Source organism: Planococcus koreensis (genome assembly GCF_004761975.1).
In the GTDB taxonomy this organism is placed as follows: Bacteria; Bacillota; Bacilli; order Bacillales_A; family Planococcaceae; genus Planococcus; species Planococcus koreensis.
Window position 1 is genome coordinate 61,640 of the sequence record NZ_RQII01000048.1, and the last position, 20,083, is coordinate 81,722.

Annotated in this window: 17 protein-coding genes and 1 pseudogene; all 18 read left to right on the forward strand. The window is 46.3% G+C overall.

Annotation, left to right across the window (positions count from 1 at the left end):
• Positions 1–549, forward strand: a complete 549-nt coding sequence (gene hslV / locus EGV91_RS11410; protein WP_135503828.1) for an ATP-dependent protease subunit HslV — start codon at positions 1–3, stop codon at positions 547–549.
• On the forward strand, positions 546–1,940 hold the full coding sequence (gene hslU / locus EGV91_RS11415) for an HslU--HslV peptidase ATPase subunit (protein ID WP_135503830.1): 1,395 nt from the start codon (positions 546–548) through the stop codon (positions 1,938–1,940). Before hslV ends, hslU begins: the two co-directional genes overlap by 4 nt.
• Before the next feature lie 95 nt (positions 1,941–2,035).
• On the forward strand, positions 2,036–2,815 hold the full coding sequence (gene codY / locus EGV91_RS11420) for a GTP-sensing pleiotropic transcriptional regulator CodY (protein WP_135503833.1): 780 nt from the start codon (positions 2,036–2,038) through the stop codon (positions 2,813–2,815).
• A gap of 287 nt (positions 2,816–3,102) precedes the next feature.
• Positions 3,103–3,819 carry a 30S ribosomal protein S2 gene (gene rpsB, locus EGV91_RS11425; RefSeq protein WP_135503835.1) on the forward strand — a complete coding sequence of 239 codons (717 nt, stop codon included), beginning with the start codon at positions 3,103–3,105 and terminating at the stop codon, positions 3,817–3,819.
• An 87-nt stretch (positions 3,820–3,906) separates the two neighbouring features.
• The gene (gene tsf / locus EGV91_RS11430; protein ID WP_135503837.1) at positions 3,907–4,791 is read left to right on the forward strand and encodes a translation elongation factor Ts; all 885 of its coding nucleotides are present in this window, start codon (positions 3,907–3,909) and stop codon (positions 4,789–4,791) included.
• A 79-nt stretch (positions 4,792–4,870) separates the two neighbouring features.
• Positions 4,871–5,596 (forward strand): UMP kinase, encoded by a 726-nt coding sequence (gene pyrH / locus EGV91_RS11435; protein ID WP_135503839.1) that lies wholly within the window; start codon positions 4,871–4,873, stop codon positions 5,594–5,596.
• On the forward strand, positions 5,596–6,153 hold the full coding sequence (frr, locus tag EGV91_RS11440; RefSeq protein ID WP_135503841.1) for a ribosome recycling factor: 558 nt from the start codon (positions 5,596–5,598) through the stop codon (positions 6,151–6,153). The genes pyrH and frr overlap by 1 nt, the downstream gene beginning before the upstream one ends.
• Before the next feature lie 154 nt (positions 6,154–6,307).
• Positions 6,308–7,105, forward strand: a complete 798-nt coding sequence (locus tag EGV91_RS11445) for an isoprenyl transferase (protein WP_135503843.1) — start codon at positions 6,308–6,310, stop codon at positions 7,103–7,105.
• Positions 7,102–7,893 carry a phosphatidate cytidylyltransferase gene (locus EGV91_RS11450; protein WP_135503845.1) on the forward strand — a complete coding sequence of 264 codons (792 nt, stop codon included), beginning with the start codon at positions 7,102–7,104 and terminating at the stop codon, positions 7,891–7,893. The genes EGV91_RS11445 and EGV91_RS11450 overlap by 4 nt, the downstream gene beginning before the upstream one ends.
• Before the next feature lie 16 nt (positions 7,894–7,909).
• Entirely contained in the window at positions 7,910–9,055 is a 1,146-nt protein-coding gene (gene dxr / locus EGV91_RS11455; protein ID WP_135503847.1) for a 1-deoxy-D-xylulose-5-phosphate reductoisomerase, read from the forward strand.
• Positions 9,056–9,096: 41 nt separating this feature from the next.
• The gene (gene rseP / locus EGV91_RS11460) at positions 9,097–10,356 is read left to right on the forward strand and encodes an RIP metalloprotease RseP (protein ID WP_135503849.1); all 1,260 of its coding nucleotides are present in this window, start codon (positions 9,097–9,099) and stop codon (positions 10,354–10,356) included.
• 65 nt (positions 10,357–10,421) lie between these two features.
• Positions 10,422–12,125: a proline--tRNA ligase gene (locus EGV91_RS11465; protein WP_135503851.1), complete on the forward strand. Its 1,704-nt coding sequence runs from the start codon at positions 10,422–10,424 to the stop codon at positions 12,123–12,125.
• An 88-nt stretch (positions 12,126–12,213) separates the two neighbouring features.
• Positions 12,214–16,527 (forward strand): PolC-type DNA polymerase III, encoded by a 4,314-nt coding sequence (locus tag EGV91_RS11470; RefSeq protein WP_135503853.1) that lies wholly within the window; start codon positions 12,214–12,216, stop codon positions 16,525–16,527.
• Positions 16,528–16,651: 124 nt separating this feature from the next.
• Complete coding sequence (gene rimP / locus EGV91_RS11475) at positions 16,652–17,137, forward strand: ribosome maturation factor RimP (protein WP_135503855.1); 486 nt, start codon at positions 16,652–16,654, stop codon at positions 17,135–17,137.
• Positions 17,138–17,159: 22 nt separating this feature from the next.
• A complete protein-coding gene (gene nusA, locus EGV91_RS11480; RefSeq protein ID WP_135503857.1) occupies positions 17,160–18,287 on the forward strand; it encodes a transcription termination factor NusA in 1,128 nt (375 codons plus the stop codon).
• 20 nt (positions 18,288–18,307) lie between these two features.
• Complete coding sequence (gene rnpM, locus EGV91_RS11485; protein WP_135503859.1) at positions 18,308–18,589, forward strand: RNase P modulator RnpM; 282 nt, start codon at positions 18,308–18,310, stop codon at positions 18,587–18,589.
• Entirely contained in the window at positions 18,589–18,906 is a 318-nt protein-coding gene (locus EGV91_RS11490; protein WP_135503861.1) for a YlxQ family RNA-binding protein, read from the forward strand. The genes rnpM and EGV91_RS11490 overlap by 1 nt, the downstream gene beginning before the upstream one ends.
• 4 nt (positions 18,907–18,910) lie before the next feature.
• Positions 18,911–20,083 (forward strand): annotated as a pseudogene (locus tag EGV91_RS11495) (translation initiation factor IF-2 N-terminal domain-containing protein); the annotation flags it as partial.

Consider the following 20,083-nt stretch of genomic DNA (forward strand, 5'->3'; position numbering starts at 1 on the left):
ATGGAGCAATTCCATGCAACAACGATTTTTGCGGTGCAGCATAACGGGGAATGCGCCATGTCGGGAGACGGCCAGGTGACTTTTGGCAATGCGGTGGTCATGAAGCATACGGCGCGGAAGGTGCGGCGCCTGTACGACGGCAAAGTGCTGACTGGGTTTGCTGGATCTGTCGCTGACGCATTTACCTTATTCGAGATGTTCGAAGGCAAGCTGACGGAATACAACGGCAACCTGCAGCGTTCGGCGGTTGAACTTGCGAAACAATGGCGGGGCGATAAAATGCTGCGCCAATTGGAAGCGATGCTGATCGTCATGGACCGGGATGAGTTATTGCTGGTGTCGGGCACGGGTGAAGTGATTGAACCGGATGACGGCATCCTGGCAATCGGCTCTGGCGGCAATTATGCGCTGGCTGCCGGCCGTGCGCTGAAAAAATACGCAGGCGACCACATGACGGCAGCAGAAATTGCGCAGTCGGCATTGGAAACGGCAGCGGATATTTGCGTTTACACGAATCATCAAATTGTATTGGAGGAGCTGTCCAAATGAAAAAACAGCAAGATTTAACTCCGAGGCAAATAACTGAACACCTGGATCGTTACATCGTCGGCCAGAAAGACGCAAAACGCTCGATCGCGATCGCCTTGCGCAACCGCTACCGGAGAAGCCGGTTGGACGATGAGCTGCGCGACGAAGTGATACCGAAGAATATTCTGATGATTGGGCCAACAGGCGTCGGCAAGACCGAAATTGCACGGCGCATCGCTAAATTGACTGGCGCCCCATTTGTTAAAGTGGAAGCCACGAAATTCACGGAAGTCGGCTATGTCGGCCGGGATGTGGAATCGATGGTGCGCGATTTGGTGGAAGCAGCTGTACGGATCGTTAAAGAAGAGCGCTTTGAAGCGGTGAAAGACCAAGCGGAAGCAGCAGCGAACGACCGCATCGTCAAATTGCTGGCGCCGTCGCTGAAGAAAAAAAGCACAGGCCAAAATCCGCTGGAAATGCTGTTCGGCCAGAAAATGGATCAAGAAGACGAAGATCCTGTGGCGGAAGTGGAAGTGCGCGTCAAGCGCAGAGAAATTGCCGCTGACCTGAAGGCTGGAAAACTTGAAGATCAAGTGATCACGATTGAAGTTACAGAAAATACAGCTACGATGTTTGATGCTTTGCAAGGTTCGGGAATGGAACAAATGGGCGCGAACATGCAGGATGCTTTGTCATCGCTGATGCCAAAAAAGACGAAAAAACGCAAAATGCAAGTTAAGGAAGCGCGGCGGATCCTCGCTGCGGAAGAAGCGGCGAAGCTTGTCGACGACGATGAACTTGCAGCAGAAGCAATCGAGCGTTCCGAACAGAATGGCATTATATTCATTGACGAGATGGATAAAATCGCCAGCAAAAATAGCTCTTCAGCTGATGTTTCCCGTGAAGGTGTCCAACGGGATATCCTGCCGATTGTAGAAGGCTCGACCGTGTCGACCAAATACGGCTCTGTCAAAACTGACTATATGCTGTTCGTCGCAGCAGGGGCATTTCATATGTCAAAGCCATCCGATTTAATCCCTGAACTGCAAGGGCGCTTCCCGATCCGCGTCGAATTGCAGAAACTTGAAGTCGATGATTTTGTCAAAATTCTTACAGAACCTAAACATTCTTTGATAAATCAGTATAAAGCACTTCTCGAAACAGAGGGAGTTGTGATACACTTCAATGATGCGTCAATAATCAGACTTGCGGAAATCGCCTATCAAGTGAATCAGGAAACTGATAATATAGGTGCGCGAAGACTCCACACAATTCTGGAACGGTTGTTGGAGGACCTATCTTTTGAAGCAAGTGAAATTTCGCCGGCCCAGATCGACATAACGCCGCAGTACGTTAATGAAAAACTGGAAAATGTGGCGAAAAACAAAGATTTGTCACAATTTATTTTGTGATTTGAAGCATATAAGTATCATTAAAGTGTAAAAACCTTTAGAATATTTAATAAATACGTTCGAAAATTGTCGAAAATTGTAGGAGGCTCATTTATATGAATCTATTGGAAAAAACTAGAAGAATTAACTCGATGTTGCAAGCAGCTGCAGGAAAGCCTGTAAACTTTAAAGATATGGCTGAAACATTGAGCGAAGTAATCGAATGCAACGCTTTCGTCGTAAGCCGTAAAGGTAAATTGCTAGGTTTCGCAGTAAGCCAGCAAATCGAAAACGAACGCATGAAAGGGATGCTTGAAGAGCGCCAATTCCCAATCGAGTACACTCAAAACCTTTCAAACATCACTGAAACATCTGCTAACCTTGACGTTAACAGCGAGCACACGATCTTCCCAGTGGAAGAACGCGAATTGTTCGAAGATGGGTTGACGACGATCGTACCGATCATCGGCGGCGGCGAACGCTTAGGAACACTTCTTCTTGGACGCTTGAAAGATGAGTTCCAAGACGATGATTTGATCTTGGGTGAATACGGCGCGACAGTTGTCGGTATGGAAATTCTTCGCGAAAAAGGCGATCGCATCGAAGAAGAAGCGCGCAGCAAAGCTGTCGTTCAAATGGCGATTTCTTCTCTTTCTTACAGCGAGCTTGAAGCGATCGAGCACATTTTTGAAGAGCTTGACGGCAACGAAGGCCTTCTAGTCGCTTCAAAAATCGCTGACCGTGTAGGCATTACGCGTTCAGTAATCGTTAACGCGCTTCGTAAACTTGAAAGCGCAGGCGTTATCGAATCACGCTCCCTAGGAATGAAAGGGACATACATCAAAGTATTGAACACGAAATTCCTAGCTGAGCTAGAACAATTGAAAATGAACTAATTGCAAGATCGAAGATGCCGGATTCCATTCCGGCATCTTTTTTTTGGCGCGTCTGGCTTTGTTGGAGCGGCCGGTGAATGCGGGAGATTTTAATTTCCCCTTCACACAATCTGCTCTCCGAAGAATTTGTGGCAGAAACTTCTTGCGGCAAAAGACTAGGCATGCTATAATTTCAAATGGTGTTAAATACACACGCATTTCGATTTGAGCCGCAGGTGCTTGAAAAAGTAACGGTTCAGAGAAGAAAAATGCGGAGGGAAAAAATAACCTATCAGGAGGAAACACACATGTCAGTAATTTCTATGAAACAATTGCTTGAAGCTGGTGTACACTTTGGCCACCAGACTCGCCGTTGGAACCCGAAAATGAAAAAATATATTTTCGTTGAGCGTAACGGTATCTACATTATCGATCTTCAAAAAACAGTCCGCAAATTGGAAGAGGCTTATAGCTTCATGAAACAAGTGGGCGAAGAAGGCGGTAAAGTATTATTCGTTGGAACGAAAAAACAAGCACAAGACGCGATCAAAGAAGAAGCTGAACGTTCTGGCAACTACTACATCAACCAACGCTGGTTGGGTGGTACATTGACTAACTTCGGTACAATCCAGAAGCGTGTCAACCGCTTGAAGCAAATCGAGCGCATGGAAGAAGACGGTACTTTTGAAGTCCTTCCTAAAAAAGAAGTAGTACAATTGAAAAAACAACACGAACGCCTTGTTAAATTCCTTGGCGGAATCCGTGATATGAGTTCACTGCCGGACGTAATGTTCGTAGTTGACCCACGCAAAGAACGCATCGCTGTTGCAGAAGCAATGAAATTGAACATTCCAATCGTTGGTATCGTAGATACAAACTGTGATCCGGATGAAATCGATTACGTTATTCCTGCAAACGATGACGCAATCCGCGCAGTTAAGCTTTTGACTGGTAAAATGGCAGATGCTTTGCTTGAGTCAAAACCAGAAGTAGAAGAAGAAACTCCAGCTGAAGCTGCTGAGTAATTCACAAGTAGTACAGGTGATAAGCGGCGAAAACCACTTATCACCTTTTTTTGAGAAAATGTTCTTATTTTAAGGAGGAATTTAATCATGGCAGTTACAGCACAAATGGTAAAAGAATTGCGTGAAAAAACAGGCGCAGGTATGATGGATTGCAAAAAAGCATTAGTTCAAACAGATGGCGACATCGACGCAGCTATCGATTTCTTGCGTGAAAAAGGCCTTTCAAGCGCTTCTAAAAAAGCGGACCGCATTGCTGCTGAAGGGATTACAAACATTCTTGTCAAAGGCAACGAAGCTGTAATCTACGAAGTGAACGCGGAAACTGATTTCGTTGCTAAAAACGAAGGCTTCCAAACACTTGTTAAAGAATTGGGCGAGCACTTGATCGATACGAAGCCTGCAACAATTGAAGAAGCTACTGCTTCTACAATGTCAAACGGCCTTACTGTGGCGGACCACATTTCGAACGCAATCTCTAAAATCGGTGAAAAAATCACTTTGCGCCGCTTCGAAGTACGCACGAAAACGGATGCTGATTCTTTTGGTCCTTACCTTCACATGGGCGGACGCATTTCAGTATTAGTTGTTCTTGAAAACTCTACAAACGCTGATGCAGCTCGCGATATCGCTATGCACATTGCAGCTTTGAACCCTAAATATGTTTCACGCGACGAAGTTTCTGCTGACGAAGTGGAACACGAGCGCAAAGTCTTGACTGAACAAGCACTTAACGAAGGCAAGCCAGAAAATATCGTTGCTAAAATGGTAGAAGGCCGCCTTGGTAAATACTTCGAAGATGTTTGCCTATTGGATCAAGCGTTTGTTAAGAACTCTGACCAAAAAGTACGTGACTTTGCAGCTTCTACAGGCGGTTCTGTAAAAGAATTCATCCGCTACGAAGTCGGCGAAGGCATCGAAAAACGCGAAGACAACTTTGCTGATGAAGTTATGAGCCAAGTAAACAAAAAATAAGTTTTATTATCATAGGATAGACTTGGGGAACACTGAATGTGTTCCCTATTTTTCAATAAAAGTGTAACGGAGGGTACCGATGAGTGTTCAACAATATAAACGCATTGTACTAAAACTTAGTGGAGAAGCGATGGCTGGAGAAAAAGGGTTCGGATTATCTCCTGAAATCATCAAATCGGTTGCTGCCCAAGTAAAAGAAGTTGTTGAACTTGGTGTGGAAGTTGCTGTAGTCGTAGGCGGCGGAAATATCTGGAGAGGCAAGATCGGCTCGGAGATGGGAATGGACCGCGCAACTGCTGATTATATGGGCATGCTTGCAACTGTCATGAATTCCTTGGCGTTGCAGGATTCCTTAGAAAAGCAAGATGTAGAAACAAGAGTCCTTTCTTCTATTGAAATGCGCCAGGTTGCAGAACCTTACATCCGCAGAAGAGCGATCCGCCATTTGGAAAAGAAACGCGTCGTCATTTTTGCGGCCGGTACTGGAAACCCGTACTTTTCTACAGACACGACAGCTGCACTTAGAGCTGCCGAAATAGAAGCCGATGTCATTTTAATGGCTAAAAACAATGTGGATGGAGTTTACTCAGCGGATCCTAAAACTGATTTAACTGCTGTTAAGTATGAAGAGCTTTCATATTTCGATGTAATTCAACAAGGATTGCAAGTAATGGATTCGACTGCTTCCACACTTTGCATGGACAATGATATTCCACTCGTAGTATTCTCTATTATGGAAAATGGAAACATAAAACGAGCTGTTCTCGGTGAAAAAATCGGGACAGTAGTGAGGAGAACATTATAATGCCAAAATCAGTGATCAAAGACGCGAAGACAAAAATGGATAATGCAGTCCAAGCTTTTTCCCGTGAACTTGCTTCAATTCGTGCAGGGCGCGCAAATCCGTCAATCCTTAACAAATTGACGGTGGATTATTATGGTGCACCAACTCCGATCAACCAAGTAGCAGGCATCGCTGTTCCAGAAGCACGCCTTATTGTCATTCAGCCGTACGATAAGACGATTCTTGGCGATATTGAAAAAGCAATCATGAAATCGGATTTGGGCTTAAGCCCGTCCAATGACGGCATTGTAATCCGCTTGGCAATTCCAGCGTTGACAGAAGAGCGCCGCAAAGATCTTGTGAAACAAGTGAAAAAAGAAGCGGAAGAAGCTAAAGTTGGCATCCGCAACATTCGCCGTGACGCAAACGATGATTTGAAAAAGCTTGAGAAGAAAAGTGAAATCACGGAAGACGATTTGCGCAGCTATTCGGATGAAGTGCAAAAGTTGACTGATTCATTTATCGTGAAAATCGACGAAGTTGCAAAAGACAAAGAAAAAGAAATCATGGAAGTATAAATCGAACTTTCCACGAGGAAAAGCGTTCTGTTTAACAGGACGCTTTTTTTCATGCCAAAAATATGGCAATGGCGCGAAAGAAAGCGCACAACGCTATTTTTTTTGATATGATAAGCATTAGACATGCCGATTTGTAATAGGTGGAGGAATAAATATGTTCAATAAATTATTAAAGCGAATGGCTGATACAGAAACTGCAATAGAAAATGATGAACGAGTATATGCTGCTGCGGCGCAAAAAGTGCCTGAGCATATCGCCATTATCATGGACGGCAATGGCCGATGGGCTAAGAAGCGTTCGCTGCCGAGAGTAGCGGGGCATCATGAAGGCATGAAGACGGTCAGAAAAATCACGAAGCTGGCCAACGAATTGGGTGTCAGCTATTTGACCTTATATGCTTTTTCCACTGAAAATTGGAAACGGCCAAAAATGGAAGTGGATTTTTTGATGCGTCTTCCAGAAGAATTTTTATCTGTGTTTCTCCCGGAATTGATTGAAGAGAACGTTAGGGTGGAAATGATGGGGTATCACCACAACCTGCCTGCCCATACAATAGAAGCGGTTAGAAAAGCGAAAGAAGCAACGAAGGACAACACGGGGCTCGTCTTGAACTTTGCTTTAAATTACGGCAGCCGAGCTGAAATTGTCGATGCAGTGAAAAATATTGCAGCCCAAGTAGCGGCTGGGACATTGGACATTTCGGAAATTACCGAAGAACACATCACCACAGGGCTGATGTCGTGCGACATGCCTGAACCTGATTTGTTGATCCGGACAAGCGGCGAAGTCCGTTTGAGCAATTTCATGCTCTGGCAATTGGCTTACACTGAGTTTTGGTTCACGGAAACCTTGTGGCCGGATTTCGGGGAAGAGTCATTGCTCGAAGCGATTGAGAATTACCAGAAACGCAATCGCAGGTTCGGAGGATTGAAAGGGGAAGAAGCGAATTGAAACAGCGTATTATCACTGGAATCATTGCTGCAGCTCTCTTTATTCCCTTCGTTATCTATGGGGGTGCGCCGCTGACCATACTTTTGTATGGACTTGCAACGGTAGGCCTTCAGGAATTATTGAATATGAAGGGCAGAAGCTTGCTCAGTATACCCGGTCTAATTTCTTTAATCGCGCTATATGCGTTCATGATGCCAGATGAATGGGCACAATGGGTATTTGAAACAACTGGTTATGTAAAAGTCGAATTCGCTTTTCTTGCGGTTATATTGCTGTTGATCCACACGGTGGTCGTGAAGAATAGTTTTACATTCGATGACGCTGCTTTTGCTATTTTAGGTACACTTTATATTGGCGTCGGATTCTTTTACATGATTGAAACACGTGCTGCAGGGCTGGATTATGTCGTTTACGCATTATTGGTTGTGTGGTTCACCGACTCAGGGGCTTATTTTACGGGACGGAAAATCGGCAAGCGCAAATTATGGCCAGAAATCTCACCGAATAAAACCATTGAAGGGTTTGTCGGCGGCATTGTCTGGGCAATTGGCATTGCTTTAATTTTGAATTATTTTGTGGATTTGGATAAACCGATTCTGATCATTATCATTGTGACGATTATCGCTTCTGTTTTCGGACAGATGGGCGACCTGGTTGAATCTGCATTGAAAAGACATTTCAATGTCAAGGATTCAGGCAACATCCTACCAGGGCATGGCGGGATTTTAGACCGTTTTGACAGCATTCTTTTTGTCATGCCGTTATTGCATTTTCTACATTTCATCTAGGAGAGGGAGCATCTGAATGACCAAAAAAATCATTTTATTAGGGGCAACCGGTTCGATCGGTGTGCAGACGGCGGATATCATCCGTGAACATCATACTGAATTTCAACTGGTTGGCTTTTCGGCAGGCAAAAACATAAGGTTAACAAAAGAAATGGTCCAAGAGTTCCATCCGGAAATCGTTTGTGTGCAAAACGAAGAAGACGCAGCGGCGCTGAGAGCAGAATTTCCTGCAGTGTCGTTCGTTTCCGGAAGCAAGGGCTTGATTGAGGCCGCTACATACGATGCGGATATTTTAGTGAATGCGGTAATTGGCAGCGTGGGGCTAGAGCCGACTTTGGAAGCCATCAAGCTCGGCCGCACCATTGCAATAGCGAACAAAGAAACCTTGGTTACGGCAGGTCATCTTGTCATGGAAAGCGCAAAGCGTTACGGCGCTATGATTTTGCCGGTTGACAGCGAACATTCAGCGCTTTTCCAAGCGCTGAACGGAGAAAAGCTTGAACAGGCAAGCCGTTTGATCTTAACGGCATCCGGCGGCAGCTTCCGCGACTTGGCGCGTTCGGAACTTGAAAACGTCACGGTCAAAGAAGCATTGGATCATCCGAACTGGTCGATGGGCGCCAAAATAACCATCGATTCTGCGACCATGGTCAATAAAGGCTTGGAAGTGATTGAAGCGCATGTGCTTTTCGGCTTCGGATATGACGATATCGATGTCTTGCTGCACCGCGAAAGCATCATCCATTCAATGGTGGAATTTCAAGATACGAGTGTTATGGCGCAATTGGGAACTCCTGATATGAGAGTTCCAATTCAATATGCGCTGACTTATCCGGATCGTTTGCCTAGACCGAATGCCAAAAGGCTGAATCTGGCGGAAATCGGCAAACTGCATTTTCAGGACATGGATTACGAACGTTTCCATGCGCTGAAGCTGGCATTTGATGCGGGCAGAACGGGGGGCACCATGACAACCATTTTCAATGCTGCCAATGAACAGGCCGTTGCCATGTTCTTAGCCGGAGAAATCAAATTCCTGCACATCGAAGAGATGATCGAACGCGCGATGCAAAGCCACGACACGGTGCAAAGCCCGGATCTTGAGACGATCCTCCATGCAGACGCTCAAACAAGAAAATCCGTTAAAAACATGCTAAAATAACTTAAGACAAAACCGAGTATGGTTAATAAGGATGGGTTTAAATGGAAACAGTATTAGCGTTTGTCATAATTTTTGGTGCTTTGGTATTTTTCCATGAACTTGGACATTTTCTCTTTGCGAAAAGAGCCGGGATTCTGGTCCGTGAATTTGCAATCGGAATGGGACCGAAAATTTTAGGCATCACTAAAGGCGAAACGCTATATACGCTGCGGCTCCTGCCAATTGGCGGATATGTACGAATGGCGGGCGAAGAAATGGATGCCATTCATATTCAAGCCGGACATCGTATAGGTGTTTTACTGAATAAAGAAGGACTTGCAACAAAAATCATCATGAACCAAAAAACCATGCATCCGGAAATACTGTTTCTGGAAGTGGAAGAAGCGGACCTGGATCGCGAACTTTACATCAAGGGCTATGATGAGGACGAGCAATTTGTCCGGATCGGCGTTGCCCGAGATGCTGTAATTGAAGAGAACGGCAAAGAAACCATTTTGGCACCGTATGATCGCCAATTCGATTCGAAAAGTGTCGGCAATCGTTTCATGACCATCTTAGCCGGGCCGCTTTTCAATTTCATCCTGGCTTTCTTCATCTTCACGGCGCTCGGCATGATGCAAGGGGTTCCGACATTCGAGCCGGTGATAACGGAAGTTGCTGAAGACAGCCCGGCGTCAGAAGCCGGTATGAAAAACGGCGACTTGGTCACCGAAATTGACGGAACTTCTATCTCGACTTGGGACGAGTTGGTCACAATCGTCCAGGGCAATGCCGGCAACGCGCTTCCATTTGAAGTGGAGCGTGGCGGCGAAACTTTGGACTTTACCATTACTCCGGAAGTATCAGAAGAATCTCCGGAAAAAGTCGGGGTCATTGGCGTACTTTACCAAAGCCCGATGGAAAAGGACTTTTTCGGGTCATTCGTTTATGGAGCAGAGCAGACAGTGTTCTGGTTCAAAGAAATTTTCCGCTTGCTGGGCATGCTGGTCACTGGCCAATTTACGATTGACGCATTGTCCGGTCCTGTAGGCATTTATAAAACGACAGAAGAAGTTGCGAAGTACGGCATCTTTACGTTAATGAGTTGGGCCGGTATGTTGAGCATCAATTTGGGCATCATGAACTTGCTGCCGCTTCCGGCTTTGGACGGCGGGCGCCTTATGTTCTTCATCTTAGAAGCGCTGCGCGGCAAGCCAGTGGATCGCCAAAAAGAAGGCATGGTCCATTTCGTTGGAATCATGCTGCTGATGTTATTGATGATCGTCGTAACGTGGAATGATATCCAGAAATTCTTCTTCTAAGAAAGCAGCTTTTCCATTATTAAAAAGCGATAAAAATTAACCAGTCAGTTGAGGTGTATTTTGGAATGAAACAAACAGCAACTTTTATCCCAACATTAAGAGAAACACCGGCTGATGCGGACGTAAAGTCCCATCAGCTATTATTGCGTGCAGGATTCATCCGCCAGAACACGAGCGGCATTTATTCGTTCCTGCCGCTGGGCAAACGCACATTGCAAAAAGTGGAGAATGTCATCCGTGAAGAAATGGAAGCTGTCAACAGTGTGGAAGTATTCCTTCCTGCCTTGCAGCAAGCAGAACTTTGGATGGAAACCGGCCGCTGGTATTCATATGGCGACGAGCTGATGAGGCTGACGGACCGCAACAACCGCGCATTTGCACTCGGCGCAACGCACGAAGAAGTCATCACGAGCCTTTTGCGCGACGAAATCAAATCTTATAAGAAATTGCCGTTGAATTTATTCCAGATCCAATCGAAATTCCGTGACGAAAAACGCCCACGCTTCGGTTTGCTGCGCGGCCGTGAATTTTTGATGAAAGATGCTTATTCTTTCCATGCGACTACAGAAAGCTTAGACGACACATACAATGATATGATGCAGGCCTACACGAACATCTTTACGCGATTGGGCTTGAATTTCCGTGCGGTAATTGCGGATTCAGGTGCAATCGGCGGAAAAGACAACCACGAGTTCATGGTGCTGTCTGACATCGGCGAAGACACGATCGCTTATTCCGACCAGTCAAACTATGCAGCCAATATCGAAATGGCGGCAGTGAATGTCGAGTATCCAGTTTCAAACGAAGCCGAAAAAGAAATCGAAAAAGTGGCGACTCCAAACCAAAAGACAATTTCCGAGGTAGCTGACTATTTGAACGTATCTCCAGAGCAATGCATCAAGACCTTGGTTTTCAAAGCGGATGAGGATTTCGTGATCGTCTTATCGCGTGGCGACCACGAAATCAATGACGTCAAAGTGAAGCATGCAACAGGCGCGAAAATAGTGGAAATGGCTACTCCTGAAGAAGTGTTGGAGCAATTGGGCTGTGAAATCGGATCTCTTGGTCCGGTGAAACTGAAATCGCCGATCCGCGTTTATGCGGACCATGCCGTCAAATCAATTGTTAATGGCGTAACTGGCGCGAACGAAGCCGGCTTCCATTTCATCAATGCGACACCAGAAAAAGATTTCTCAATCGATACGTTTGCCGACTTGCGCTTCATCCAAGAAGGAGACGCTTCGCCGGACGGTGAAGGAGTCATCAAATTCGCTAAAGGCATTGAAGTCGGCCACATCTTCAAGCTTGGCACAACTTATAGTGAGCCGATGAAAGCGACATTCCTGAACGACCAGGGCCGTGCAATGCCTTATATTATGGGATGCTACGGTATCGGCGTTTCCCGGGTAATGGCTGCAGTTGCTGAACAATTCCAGGACGACAACGGCTTTACGTGGCCGGATGTGATTGCACCTTATGAAATTCATATTGTACCGGTTAACATGAAAGACGAAACTCAGCGCGAGCTGGGCGAAGACCTTTATAAATTATTGAAGTCGTACCGCTATGAAGTGTTGCTTGATGACCGCATTGAGCGCGTGGGCGTCAAATTCGCAGATGCGGATTTGATCGGTTTGCCTGTCCGCATTACAGTCGGGAAAAAGGCTTCAGAAGGCATTCTTGAAGTGAAATATCGCCGTACGGGAGAGACATTCGAGTGGAAACGCGAAGAATTGCTCGACCATTTGCAGCAATTCTTTAAGAAATAAGCGGATAATCTGATATGATTAAAGGAAAGTACAACTTGTACTTTCCTTTATTTTTTCAATTTATAATACTGTTACAAAGGGGATAGTTATGACAAATCAGCAAGATCCAAAGATGCGGTTTAATCTGCTTCTTCAGCATCTCGATTTAACAGACGATGTGCATATGCCTTATTTCGAAGCGGCAGAACTGACTCGGATGACAGTCCATAAAAAAGAACGGACTTGGCGTTTTATGATTAAAGTAAAACAGACCTTGCCCTTGAAATTATATTTATTGTTGAAAGAACGGCTTTACGCGAATTTCTCTTCTATTGCGACAGTCCAATTGCAAATTGAAAGCGACGCGGCTTCGGCCGATGAAAACTTGGTTATGGAATATTGGAAATACGTCGTGGAAGAGTTTTCGGATATGGCACCCCCATTGCGGGAACAGCTTATTAAACAAGCGCCGGAATGGAATGGCCAGAAGCTGATGGTCAAATGCAGCCGCGAGCATGAAATGATGGCGCTGAAATCCAAATACAGCGATAAACTCGCAGCAGCATACCAGCAATTCGGCTTTTCACGGCTTGTTGTGGACTTCCATCTTTCTGAAGAAAATAACGAAGCGCAGGCGGCCCATGAAGCCTTCATGCAGGAACGTTTAGCGGAAGAGGAAGAAATGGCGAAGAAAGCTGTAGCCGATATGAAAAAACGCGATACCGACCGCAAAGAAAACGGCGGCCATTCCGGTCCATTCCAAATGGGAGTCAATATCAAACCGGATGAGCCGATTGCCGAGATCAAGTCCATTGTCGACGAAGAACGCCGGATTACGATTGAAGGTTTTGTATTCGATGTGGAAGTGCGCGAACTGCGAAGCGGCCGGTCCTTGTTAACAGTGAAAATCACCGATTACACTGATTCGATTCTGGTGAAAATGTTCTCGCGTGACAAAGAAGATGCTGAACTGATGGCAAATGTCCAAAAAGGCATGTGGCTAAAAGCGCGCGGGTCAATCCAAACGGACACCTTTGTGCGCGATTTGGTCATGATGGCTCAGGATATGGTGGAAATCAATCCTGTAAGGCGTTTGGACACAGCAACTGACAAACGGTCCGAGCTGCATCTGCATACACCAATGAGTGCGATGGATGCGGTGTCTTCTGTGGACTCGCTTGTCGCTCAAGCGGCGAAATGGGGCCACCCGGCTATCGCCATCACGGACCATGCCGGTGTGCAATCATTCCCGGATGCCTATGCGGCCAGCAAAAAACATGGCATCAAGGCCATCTTCGGTTTGGAAGCGAACCTCGTCGATGATGGAGTGCCAATCGCATACGAAGAGCGCCATGCCTTGCTTGAAGAAGAAACATTCGTCGTATTCGATTTGGAGACCACGGGGCTGTCTGCTGTTTACGACACAATCATCGAACTTGCAGCTGTGAAGATCAAAGGCGGCAACATCATCGATAAGTTCGAAAGCTTTGCAAATCCACACCATGAACTATCAGCGACTACGATCGATTTGACTGGCATTACCGACGATATGGTGAAAAACGCGCCGGAAGTCGAAGAAGTCATCCGCAAATACCACGAATGGGCAGGGGACCACATCATGGTTGCGCATAATGCAGCTTTTGATATGGGCTTCCTGTACGTCTGCTATAAAAAATACGGCATCGACAAAAAGCACGCGACGATCGATACGTTGGAACTTGCGCGTATGCTTCATCCAGAACTGAAAAGTCATCGCCTCAATACATTGGCGAAGAAATTCGGCATCGAGTTGACCCAGCATCACCGGGCAATCTACGATACCGAGGCGACGTCTTATCTTTTGACGCATTTATTGAAAGAAGCGCACCAGAAAGGCATTCTTTACCATGATCAGTTGAATGATTATGTCGGCAGCAACGACGCTTACAAACGCGCAAGACCGACGCATTGCACACTGCTTGCCCAGAATGACGAAGGCTTGAAAAATCTGTTCAAGCTAGTTTCTGCATCGCATATCGATTATTTCTATCGCGTGCCGCGCATCCCGCGTTCATTGCTGCAGCGCCACCGCAAAGGGCTGCTGGTCGGCTCAGGCTGTGATAAAGGCGAAGTTTTCGAAGCAGTTATGCAAAAGTCGATGGAAGAAGTTGAACAAACAGCTAAATTTTATGATTATCTCGAAGTCCATCCAAAAGAAGTTTATTCCCATTTAATCGAACGAGAATTGATCCGAGATGAATGGAACTTAGAAGATGTCATCCGCAAATTGGTGAAAGTCAGCCGCAAATTGGAAATCCCGTTGGTGGCGACAGGGAATGTCCATTACTTGGATGAAACAGATGCCATTTTCCGCCAGGTATTGATCGGTTCACAAGGCGGGGCGAATCCGTTGAACCGCCACAAACTGCCGAAAGTCCATTTCCGCACCACCAATGAAATGCTCGAAGCGTTCGACTTTTTAGGCGAAGAAACAGCTTATGAACTTGTCGTAGCGAATTCGAATAAGATTGCGGATATGATCGACACGGTCAAACCGATCAAAGATGAATTGTATACGCCGAAAATTGAAGGCGCAGACGAGGAAGTCAGGGAATTGAGTTATTCCATGGCCCATCAGATTTACGGTCCGACGCTTCCGGAAATTGTTGAAGCACGCATCGAAAAAGAACTGAAGTCCATTATCGGCCACGGTTTCGCGGTCATTTATTTGATCTCCCATAAGCTGGTTAAGCGGTCTTTGGATGACGGCTATTTGGTAGGCTCCCGGGGGTCGGTTGGTTCATCGTTGGTTGCAACACTCACCGAAATCACGGAAGTCAATCCGCTGCCGCCGCATTACATCTGCCGGAAATGCAAAGCATCCGAGTTTTTTGATGATGGTTCTGTCGGCTCCGGTTTTGATTTGCCTGATAAGGATTGTCCGGATTGCGGGATTCCGTTCCAAAAAGAAGGCCAGGATATTCCGTTTGAAACGTTCCTTGGTTTTAAAGGGGATAAAGTTCCCGATATTGATTTGAACTTCAGTGGGGATTACCAATCCCGTGCCCATAATTACACGAAAGAATTATTCGGCGAAGACAATGTATTCCGTGCGGGGACAATCGGTACAGTTGCCGAGAAAACTGCTTACGGCTATGTCCGGGGCTACGCCAACGACCGGGAGATGACGCTTCGCGGAGCGGAAATCGACCGTTTGGTGCAAGGCTGTTCAGGCGTCAAACGAAGCACTGGCCAGCATCCCGGCGGCATTATCGTTGTACCTGATTACATGGACATCTACGACTTCTCGCCAATCCAATTCCCGGCAGACGCCCAGGATTCAGAATGGAAAACGACGCATTTCGACTTCCATTCGATCCATGATAATCTGTTGAAACTGGATATTCTCGGACACGATGATCCGACGGTCATCCGGATGTTGCAGGATTTGTCGGGAATCGATCCGAAAACAATCCCGACCGACGATCCGGAAGTCATGAAAATCTTTTCCGGCGTCGATTCACTGGGCGTCTCTGAAAAACAGATCGGCTGTAAAACAGGAACTTATGGCATCCCGGAATTCGGGACGCGTTTTGTGCGCCAGATGCTTGAAGAAACAAAGCCGACGACGTTCTCGGAACTGGTCCAGATTTCCGGATTGTCCCACGGCACTGACGTATGGTTGAGCAATGCCCAGGAACTGATCCAAAATGGCACATGCCAGCTGTCGGATGTTATCGGCTGCCGGGATGATATCATGGTCTACTTGATTTATCAGGGACTTGAATCTTCATTGGCATTTAAAATAATGGAGTCCGTACGAAAAGGGAAAGGCCTTACGCCTGAAATGGAAGAAGCGATGAAAAAAGAAGGGGTTCCGAATTGGTACATTGAATCGTGCAAAAAGATCAAGTACATGTTCCCGAAAGCCCACGCTGCAGCCTATGTATTAATGGCTGTCCGCATCGCTTATTTCAAAGTGCATTTCCCGATTCTGTATTACGCAGCATATTTCACGGTGCGTGCTGAGGATTTCGATGTCAATGCAATGGCAAAAGGTTCCTCGTCGATCCGCGCCAAATTGGATGAACTCAATTCCAAAGGGCTGGAAGCTTCAACAAAAGAAAAGAACTTAATGACGGTCATGGAATTGGCGTTGGAAATGGTGGAGCGCGGCTTTACATTCCAAAAGGTCGATTTGTATAAATCGTCCGCTGACGAGTTTATCATCGAAGGCACCAGCCTGATTCCTCCGTTCAATGCTATTCCTGGCCTTGGGACGAACGCAGCGAAATCGATTGTTGCTGCGCGCGGACTCGGGACGTTCTTGTCGAAGGAAGATCTTCAGCAGCGCGGACGCGTTTCAAAGACGATCATCGAATACATGGATGACCATGGCTGCCTTGAAGGAATGCCGGACGCCAATCAGCTGTCCCTCTTCTAGCAGGTTGCACAGCACCAGGCTTTATGGTATTATTGTAGTAACATTTATGAATAGCTCTGTCACGAAAGAGTGGGTTCTCCCGCTCTTTTCTGTTGTTATGGCATAAAATTGTCGGGAGGCATGTATGAGTAAAATTACTGAACAAATCGAACAAATCGCAATGCCCATCACCGAAGAATTGAACCTTGAACTTGTTGATGTGGAGTTTGTCAAAGAAGGGCGCAATTATTTCCTTCGCGTGTATGTGGATAATCCAGCAGCACCGATCGACATTGAACAATGTGCATTAGTGAGTGAAAAGCTTAGCGAAATTTTAGATGAGCTTGATCCGATCGAACAGAATTATTTCCTTGAAGTTTCTTCGCCAGGCGCTGAACGCCCGTTGAAAAAAGAAAAGGACTTTGAAAAGGCGATCGGCAAGCTTGTTTACATCAAAACCTATGAGCAAATCGATGGTGCAAAGGAATTCGAAGGCTATTTGCAGTCGTTTACTGAAGATGAAGTACAAATTGAAATCAAAATCAAAACACGCAGAAAAACAGCCACTTTCGACCGCAAGAAAATTGCAGTCATCCGTTTGGCCATTGATTTTTCTGTAAAACCTGATTGAAGAACGTGGGAGTGATAAAATAATGGGTAACGAGTTATTAGATGCATTGGATGCATTGGAAAAGCAAAAAGGTATTTCTAGGGATGTATTGATTGAAGCGATCGAAGCTGCTTTGGTCACTGCGTATAAACGCAATTTCAACCAAGCACAGAATGTGCGCGTTGACTTGAATTTGGGTACTGGCACAATGCTAGTTTATTCCCGCAAAGATGTAGTCGAAGAAGTGGAAAATGAGTTCCTGCATATCTCACTTGAAGACGCTAAAGCGATTAACCCAGCTTACGAGCTAGGCGATATTGTCGAAGAAGAAGTGACGCCGCGCAATTTCGGGCGAATTGCTGCTCAGACGGCTAAGCAAGTTGTGACACAGCGTGTACGCGAAGCGGAACGCGGCTTGATTTTCGAAGAGTTCGTCGATCGTGCGGACGACATCGTCAATGGCATCGTGGAACGCATGGATGCACGCAATCTGTATGTCGGCTTGGGCAAAGTGGAAGCGGTACTGCCGCAGACTGAGCAAATGCCGAACGAATCTTACCAGCCGCATGACCGCATCAAAGTTTATATTACGAAAGTTGAGCGCACGACGCGCGGACCGCAAGTTTTTGTGTCGCGGACACATCCGGGATTATTGCGCCGGCTTTTTGAAAATGAAGTTCCTGAAATCTATGAAGGAATTGTTGAAATCAAATCGATTGCACGCGAAGCAGGAGACCGTTCGAAGATTTCTGTTGTGGCACACCGGGATGACATCGATCCAGTTGGATCATGCGTCGGAGCGAAAGGTGCTCGAGTACAGACAATCGTCAACGAGTTAAGCGGCGAAAAAATCGATATCGTTGAGTGGTCTGAAGAACCAGTGATTTTTGTGGCAAATGCATTGAGCCCTTCTAAAGTTCTCGATGTCCAAGTCAATGATGACGAAAAATCGACGACTGTTGTCGTACCGGATTACCAATTGTCATTGGCAATCGGCAAACGGGGCCAGAATGCACGCTTAGCAGCGAAGTTGACTGGCTGGAAAATCGATATCAAGAGTGAGACGGATGCGCGTGAAATGGGCATCTACCCTAACGAAAACGCATCGATTGTAAAAGTCGAGTCTGATGAAGATCTTGAAGATTTCGATTTTTACGGTGAAAAAGAATAATCAGGAAAAGGTGATGTCCGTTGGCTCTGCAAAAGAAAATTCCATTACGGAAGTGTGTGGCTACAGGCGAGATGCATCCTAAAAAAGAAATGATCCGAATTGTGCGCAACAAAGAAGGCGAAGTTTTCGTCGACTTGACCGGCAAGAAATCGGGTCGCGGCGCCTATGTTTCAAAGTCGGAATCGGCTATTGAAATTGCACGCAAAAAGAAAGTATTGGACAATCAGCTGGAAACGAAAGTGCCTGCTGAAATTTACGACGAATTGATTCGCGTTGTCCAAAGAGAGCAGTTGAAGCAATAGTGAATAAAGATAAAATCCTACAATTACTGGGATTGGCTACCCGCGCTCGCATGACGATAACCGGGGAAGAAATGACAGTAAATGAAGTGCGCAAAGGAAATGTGGAATTGGTCCTCTTGTCCGAAGACGCTTCAAAAAATACAAACAAAAAATTGCATGATAAATGCAAATCTTATAATGTCGACCTCGAGGTATTCGGAACGCGTTTCGAATTGGGGCATGCAATCGGCAAGGCAGAGCGCGTAACCGTAGCGATAACTGATGCTGGTTTTGCGAAGAAAATCAAGAACTTGATCGATGAAAATAACCGGGGGTGAGCAGATGACCAAAATTCGAGTACACGAGTACGCTAAAAAAGTAGATAAGCCAAGCAAAGAAATCATTCAGCAGTTATCTAAGCTGAATATTGAGGTTGCCAACCATATGGCAACATTGGAAGACAATGCTGTAACAAAATTGGACGGCATTTATAAAAATTCTGCACAAGGGCAGCGTCCACAAACACAAAGCCGTCCGCAAACTGGCGGGCAATCACGCCCACAAGGCCAAACTCAATCACGTCCGCAAAGCGGCGGACAATCACGTCCGCAGGGCCAAAGCCAGTCACGTCCACAAAGCGGCGGGCAATCACGTCCGCAAGGCCAAGGCCAGTCACGTCCGCAAAGCGGTGGGCAATCACGTCCACAAGGACAAGGCCAATCACGTCCACAAACTGGTGGACAAGGAGGCCAGAGCCGCTCTTCTGCAGCTCCGGCAAAAGGCTCCAACTTTACACCGAAAGCGGCTAAACCGACAGCAGGCCCGGGACAACGCAATAACCGTCCAGGCGGCGGCGGTCCAGGGCGCGGCGGACAAAACCGCAACCGCAAAGGCAAAAATCAGCAGCAGCAGCCGGTAAACCCACTGCCGCCGATGCCGAAAAGAGAAAAAGAATTGCCAGCTAAAATTACGTTCAGCGAGTCATTGACTGTTGGCGAATTGGCGAAAAAATTAGGGCGCGAGCCGTCTGAAATCATCAAAAAATTATTCATGCTCGGCGTAATGGCTACCATTAACCAAGAGTTGATAAAGATGCAATCGAATTGATCTGTGCTGAGTATGAAGTGGAAGTTGAAGAAGAAATCTTGGTTGATAAATCCGACCTTGAAGTTTACTTCGAGCCTGAAGACGAAGCGCTTCAACAAGAGCGTCCACCAGTTGTTACAATCATGGGACACGTTGACCATGGTAAAACAACTTTGCTGGATTCGATCCGCAACACGAAAGTGACTGCAGGCGAAGCTGGTGGAATCACGCAGCATATCGGCGCATACCAGGTTGTTGACAATGGCAAAAAAATCACGTTCCTTGATACTCCTGGACACGCAGCGTTTACAACTATGCGCGCACGCGGAGCAAAAGTGACGGATATTGCCATTATCGTCGTAGCTGCTGATGACGGCGTTATGCCTCAGACAGTAGAAGCGATCAACCATGCGAAAGCTGCAGAAGTTC

What these genes read in the sequence shown, in the direction of transcription:
- hslV (WP_135503828.1), top strand. Translation starts at nt 1, where the DNA reads ATGGAGCAATTCCATGCAACAACGATTTTTGCGGTGCAGCATAACGGG.
- hslU (WP_135503830.1), top strand. Translation starts at nt 546, where the DNA reads ATGAAAAAACAGCAAGATTTAACTCCGAGGCAAATAACTGAACACCTG.
- codY (WP_135503833.1), top strand. Translation starts at nt 2,036, where the DNA reads ATGAATCTATTGGAAAAAACTAGAAGAATTAACTCGATGTTGCAAGCA.
- rpsB (WP_135503835.1), top strand. Translation starts at nt 3,103, where the DNA reads ATGTCAGTAATTTCTATGAAACAATTGCTTGAAGCTGGTGTACACTTT.
- tsf (WP_135503837.1), top strand. Translation starts at nt 3,907, where the DNA reads ATGGCAGTTACAGCACAAATGGTAAAAGAATTGCGTGAAAAAACAGGC.
- pyrH (WP_135503839.1), top strand. Translation starts at nt 4,871, where the DNA reads ATGAGTGTTCAACAATATAAACGCATTGTACTAAAACTTAGTGGAGAA.
- frr (WP_135503841.1), top strand. Translation starts at nt 5,596, where the DNA reads ATGCCAAAATCAGTGATCAAAGACGCGAAGACAAAAATGGATAATGCA.
- EGV91_RS11445 (WP_135503843.1), top strand. Translation starts at nt 6,308, where the DNA reads ATGTTCAATAAATTATTAAAGCGAATGGCTGATACAGAAACTGCAATA.
- dxr (WP_135503847.1), top strand. Translation starts at nt 7,910, where the DNA reads ATGACCAAAAAAATCATTTTATTAGGGGCAACCGGTTCGATCGGTGTG.
- rseP (WP_135503849.1), top strand. Translation starts at nt 9,097, where the DNA reads ATGGAAACAGTATTAGCGTTTGTCATAATTTTTGGTGCTTTGGTATTT.
- EGV91_RS11465 (WP_135503851.1), top strand. Translation starts at nt 10,422, where the DNA reads ATGAAACAAACAGCAACTTTTATCCCAACATTAAGAGAAACACCGGCT.
- EGV91_RS11470 (WP_135503853.1), top strand. Translation starts at nt 12,214, where the DNA reads ATGACAAATCAGCAAGATCCAAAGATGCGGTTTAATCTGCTTCTTCAG.
- rimP (WP_135503855.1), top strand. Translation starts at nt 16,652, where the DNA reads ATGAGTAAAATTACTGAACAAATCGAACAAATCGCAATGCCCATCACC.
- nusA (WP_135503857.1), top strand. Translation starts at nt 17,160, where the DNA reads ATGGGTAACGAGTTATTAGATGCATTGGATGCATTGGAAAAGCAAAAA.